The organism is Arthrobacter agilis (genome assembly GCF_002953615.1).
In the GTDB taxonomy this organism is placed as follows: Bacteria; Actinomycetota; Actinomycetes; order Actinomycetales; family Micrococcaceae; genus Arthrobacter_D; species Arthrobacter_D agilis_B.
Map to the genome: position 1 here is coordinate 1,849,709 of NZ_CP024915.1, position 3,755 is coordinate 1,853,463.

Genomic DNA, 3,755 nt, shown 5'->3' on the forward strand with positions numbered 1-3,755 from the left:
GAGGTTCTTGATGTTCAGGATGATCTCGGTGACATCCTCCTTCACCCCGGGGACCGTGGTGAATTCGTGCAGCACGCCGTCGATGCGGATGCTGGTGACGGCGGCACCGGGGATCGAGGAGAGCAGCGTGCGGCGGAGCGAGTTGCCGAGGGTGTAGCCGAAGCCGGGCTCGAGGGGTTCGATGACGAACCGTGAGCGGTTGTCGGCGACTACTTCTTCAGTCAGGGTGGGGCGCTGTGCAATGAGCACTTACATTTCCTTTCAGGAAGCATCCGCTATATGACGCTTCTGTATGGGCGGGACTGCTGGTGAGCCGGCTCAAAAGCTGCTCGGAACGGCACCGAACCGCCCTGCCGGAACCGGTGGTTCCTGCAAGGCGGTGCGGTGGCCGAAGAGCGGACTAGACGCGGCGGCGCTTGGGCGGGCGGCAGCCGTTGTGCGCGCTCGGGGTGACGTCGGAGATGGAGCCGACCTCGAGGCCGGTGGCCTGCAGCGAGCGGATGGCGGTCTCGCGTCCCGATCCCGGACCCTTGACGAAGACGTCGACCTTCTTGACGCCGTGCTCCTGGGCGCGCTTGGCAGCAGCTTCTGCAGCCATCTGCGCAGCGAACGGAGTCGATTTGCGTGAGCCCTTGAAGCCGACCTCACCGGCGGAGGCCCAGGAGATGACAGCTCCGCTGGGGTCCGTGATGGACACGATCGTGTTGTTGAAGGTGCTCTTGATGTGCGCCTGACCGAGCGCGATGTTCTTCTTGTCCTTGCGACGCGGCTTACGAACCGCTCCACGAGTCTTGGGGGGCATTACTTCTCCTACGAAGGTATTGGGTAAAGCATGATTCGGCTGATCGGGACTCCTGGTTAAAGGGCCCCTGACGGCGAGGGTCCCCTGGCCGGGCGAGCTCTGCGAGCCAGGTTAGGGAGCCGTTAGGGAACTAGCGTCCGACCTTCTTCTTGCCTGCGACCGTACGCTTCGGACCCTTGCGGGTACGTGCGTTTGTCTTCGTACGCTGTCCACGTACGGGAAGGCCGCGGCGGTGCCGAATGCCTTCGTAGCTGCCGATCTCCACCTTGCGGCGGATGTCGGCTGCAACCTCACGGCGGAGGTCACCCTCGACCTTGAAGTTGCCTTCGATGTAGTCGCGGAGCTGGACCAGCTCGGCGTCGGTGAGGTCCTTGACGCGCGTGTTCGGGGAGATCCCCGTGTCGACGATCGTCTTCTCTGCACGGGTCTTGCCCACGCCGTAGATATAGGTAAGCGCGATGACTACCCGCTTTTCGCGGGGGATGTCTACGCCAGCGAGACGTGCCATGGTGGCGGTGCTCCTTTGGTGATACCGGAGGTCTGAAGCAGGACGTCCCCGGAACAGGTGTTCCGGTCCCCGGCCTCCGAGCCGGGGGTGTACATCCCCTCAGGGATGCTGTCCTGCCGTTGAATGTACTTCTACGCGCGGGAAGAGCCTCTGGGAGAGGTTCTCAGCCCTGGCGCTGCTTGTGGCGCGGGTTCTCGCAGATGACGAGAACGTTGCCCTTGCGGCGAACCACCTGGCACTTCTCGCAGATCCGCTTCACGCTCGGGTTGACCTTCATGGTTTTCCTTCGAGTTGATTCTTATTTGTAGCGGTAGACAATACGGCCCCGGGTGAGGTCGTACGGGCTGAGTTCCACTACGACCCGGTCCTCAGGAAGGATTCGAATGTAGTGCTGGCGCATCTTTCCCGAGATGTGGGCGAGGACAATGTGACCGTTGGCCAACTCAACGCGGAACATCGCGTTGGGCAGCGCCTCGTTCACAGTGCCTTCAATCTCAATGACACCGTCTTTCTTGGCCATATCCTCCGCTAACGTCTATGCCCGCCACTTGCGTGGCGGACGGGTTTGGGGTTTTGATTGTCAGGCCCGCGGAGGGCCGGAGCTCCTCGCGCGGGGACGTCTCCAGAGCCCAATTGGGCACGAAAAGCAGAGACAACCAACAGACAACTCTACGCTACTGTCCCCTGATAGTTAAATCGGGGCGGGAGCCGGCCGTGCAGTCCTGCAAGGCATCGACGACGAAGGTCCCGCACGTCTCGTGCGGGACCTTCGTCGTCGGTGGCGTTGGGAGCTCCTGCCGTCAGGCTGCCAGGGGAACCGGGGTCACACCGAGGAGTTCCAGCCGCGAGGCTCCCCCGTCGGGTGCGGACAGGACCCAGATGCCGCCGTCGTGCACCGCGACGCTGTGCTCCCACTGGGAGGCACGCCGCCCGTCGGTGGTGACGACCGTCCAGTCGTCGTCGAGCACGGCTGTCTCCAGCTCCCCCTGCACGAGCATCGGCTCGATGGCGAGGCACAGTCCCGGCCGGACCTTCGGGCCGCGGTTCGAACTGCGGTAGTTGAGGACGTCGGGCGCCTGGTGCATCTGCGTCCCGATGCCGTGGCCCACGTAGTCCTCGAGGATCCCGAGTGCGGGGCCGGGCACCGACGAGACGTAGTCGTCGATCGCCGCTCCGATGTCACCCACGAACCGGGCCGATGCGAGCGCCGCGATGCCGCGCCACATGGCTTCCTCGGTGACGTCCGACAGGCGCACGTCCTCCGGCCGCGCCGATCCGACGATCACCGTGCGCGCCGAATCGGAGTGCCATCCACGGACCACTGCACCGCCGTCGATCGAGAGGATGTCGCCGTCCTGCAGGGTGTACCCACCCGGGATGCCGTGCACCACCTCGTGGTTCACGGACGTGCAGATGCTCGCCGGGAACCCGTGGTAGCCGAGGAAGTTCGACGTCGCACCCTTCTCCCGCAGCACGCCCTCGAACACCTCGTTGAGCTGCGCGGTGGTGACACCGATCGCTGCGGCTGCGACCGTCCGGTCCAGCGCCTCGGAGAGCACGAGACCGGCCTCGCGCATCACGAGCATCTGGCTGGTGGTCTTGTATTCGACCTTGGGCTGGCGGAACATGCGGGGTCAGCTCGCGACCTTGAGGGCGGCCATGACGCGCTCGGTGACGTCGTCGATGCTGCCGATGCCGTCGACCTTCGTGACGATGCCGCGCTCGTCGTACCGCGACACCACCACCTCGGTCTGGTCGTGGTAGAGGCCGAGGCGGTGGCGGATGACCAGTTCGTTGTCGTCCGAACGGCCGTCGAGCTTCGCACGGCCGAGGAGCCGCTTGACGAGCTCCTCGTCGTCAGCGGTCAGCTGGAGCACGACGTCGAGCTCGAGGTCGTTCTCGCGGAGGATGTCGTCGAGCTCCGCCACCTGCGAGGCCGTGCGCGGGTAGCCGTCGAGGAGGAAGCCCTCCCGTACGTCGTCGGCCGCGAGGCGGTCACGCACCATGCTGTTGGTGACGCTGTCGGGGACGAAGTCACCCGCGTCCATGAACTTCTTCGCCTCGACGCCGAGCGAGGTCTCCCGCTTCACGTTGTCGCGGAAGATGTCGCCGGTCGAGATCGCCACGACGCCGAGGCGCTCGGAGATCCGTGCGGCCTGGGTGCCCTTGCCCGATCCGGGGGGACCGATGATCAGCATTCTCGTCAACGCAACAACCCTTCGTAGTGACGCTGCTGGAGCTGTGCGTCGATCTGCTTTACGGTCTCGAGGCCCACGCCCACCATGATCAGGATCGAAGTGCCACCGAACGGGAAGTTCTGGTTCGCACCGATGGCCACCAGGGCGATCAGCGGGATCAGGGCGACGAGTCCCAGGTAGATGGCGCCGGGCAGCGTGATGCGCGACAGCACGTACTGGAGGTACTCGGCGGTGGGACGGCCCGCAC

General features: G+C 64.9%; 6 protein-coding genes and 2 pseudogenes. All 8 read right to left on the reverse strand.

The genetic code is table 11. The features are described 5' to 3' along the window. Positions 1–249: pseudogene (locus CVO76_RS08855) on the reverse strand (DNA-directed RNA polymerase subunit alpha); the annotation flags it as partial. A 151-nt stretch (positions 250–400) separates the two neighbouring features. Further along, the gene (gene rpsK / locus CVO76_RS08860; RefSeq protein WP_026531448.1) at positions 401–802 is read right to left on the reverse strand and encodes a 30S ribosomal protein S11; all 402 of its coding nucleotides are present in this window, start codon (positions 800–802) and stop codon (positions 401–403) included. A gap of 130 nt (positions 803–932) precedes the next feature. Then, positions 933–1,310: a 30S ribosomal protein S13 gene (gene rpsM, locus CVO76_RS08865; RefSeq protein WP_049829161.1), complete on the reverse strand. Its 378-nt coding sequence runs from the start codon at positions 1,308–1,310 to the stop codon at positions 933–935. Between the two features lie 163 nt (positions 1,311–1,473). Further along, a complete protein-coding gene (gene rpmJ / locus CVO76_RS08870) occupies positions 1,474–1,587 on the reverse strand; it encodes a 50S ribosomal protein L36 (protein WP_043440658.1) in 114 nt (37 codons plus the stop codon). A gap of 21 nt (positions 1,588–1,608) precedes the next feature. Beyond that, the gene (gene infA / locus CVO76_RS08875) at positions 1,609–1,830 is read right to left on the reverse strand and encodes a translation initiation factor IF-1 (protein WP_019481515.1); all 222 of its coding nucleotides are present in this window, start codon (positions 1,828–1,830) and stop codon (positions 1,609–1,611) included. 280 nt (positions 1,831–2,110) lie between these two features. Further along, entirely contained in the window at positions 2,111–2,938 is an 828-nt protein-coding gene (gene map, locus CVO76_RS08880) for a type I methionyl aminopeptidase (RefSeq protein ID WP_208739016.1), read from the reverse strand. 6 nt (positions 2,939–2,944) lie between these two features. Further along, the gene (locus tag CVO76_RS08885) at positions 2,945–3,508 is read right to left on the reverse strand and encodes an adenylate kinase (protein ID WP_208741760.1); all 564 of its coding nucleotides are present in this window, start codon (positions 3,506–3,508) and stop codon (positions 2,945–2,947) included. Positions 3,509–3,513: 5 nt separating this feature from the next. After that, positions 3,514–3,755, reverse strand: a pseudogene (locus CVO76_RS08890) (preprotein translocase subunit SecY); the annotation flags it as partial.

Bases quoted from the DNA above. Each gene is read 5' to 3' on its own strand.
- rpmJ (WP_043440658.1), bottom strand. From the start codon at position 1,587: ATGAAGGTCAACCCGAGCGTGAAGCGGATCTGCGAGAAGTGCCAGGTG.
- rpsK (WP_026531448.1), bottom strand. From the start codon at position 802: ATGCCCCCCAAGACTCGTGGAGCGGTTCGTAAGCCGCGTCGCAAGGAC.
- map (WP_208739016.1), bottom strand. From the start codon at position 2,938: ATGTTCCGCCAGCCCAAGGTCGAATACAAGACCACCAGCCAGATGCTC.
- CVO76_RS08885 (WP_208741760.1), bottom strand. From the start codon at position 3,508: ATGCTGATCATCGGTCCCCCCGGATCGGGCAAGGGCACCCAGGCCGCA.
- infA (WP_019481515.1), bottom strand. From the start codon at position 1,830: ATGGCCAAGAAAGACGGTGTCATTGAGATTGAAGGCACTGTGAACGAG.
- rpsM (WP_049829161.1), bottom strand. From the start codon at position 1,310: ATGGCACGTCTCGCTGGCGTAGACATCCCCCGCGAAAAGCGGGTAGTC.